The following is a 447-nucleotide window of genomic DNA, read 5'->3' as shown; positions in this document are numbered from 1 at the left end:
AAACTATGCAAGAACGTGCTTCCGTTTGTTTGGCGGCAGAGTGAATAAATGGTTCACGAATAATGAACCAATCGTTCCCGTAGAAGGCGGCTACTTATATGATTTTCATTATCCAAACAAGGTCGACTTTAAAGAGGCTGTCCAGGTCGGATTTCATACGATGCTGTCAAGTGCCCGCGCGATTCAGGCTTACAGGGAGATGGAACAGGACGGAAAAATCGGCATCATTTTAAATTTGACCCCATCATACCCGAGAAGCAGCCATCCGGCGGATGTGAAAGCCGGGGAAATCGCAGACGCGTTTTTTAACAGATCCTTTTTAGACCCATCTGTCAAAGGCGAGTTTCCGAAAGAGCTGGTTGACATTTTGAAGAATGAAGGCTTTATGCCTGATTACAACCCTGAAGATCTTGACATCATCAAAAAGAACACGGTTGACCTGTTGGG

General features: G+C 45.4%; 1 pseudogene. It reads left to right on the top strand.

The features are described 5' to 3' along the window. Window positions 1-447 (top strand): annotated as a pseudogene (gene gmuD, locus RVS70_RS22425) (6-phospho-beta-glucosidase GmuD); the annotation flags it as partial.

The sequence above is a fragment of the Virgibacillus sp. M23 genome, from assembly GCF_034190895.1.
GTDB classification, from domain to species: domain Bacteria; phylum Bacillota; class Bacilli; order Bacillales; family Amphibacillaceae; genus Virgibacillus; species Virgibacillus salarius.
Note: the sequence above shows the minus strand (reverse complement) of the source record. Positions and strands in the feature narration are given on the sequence as shown.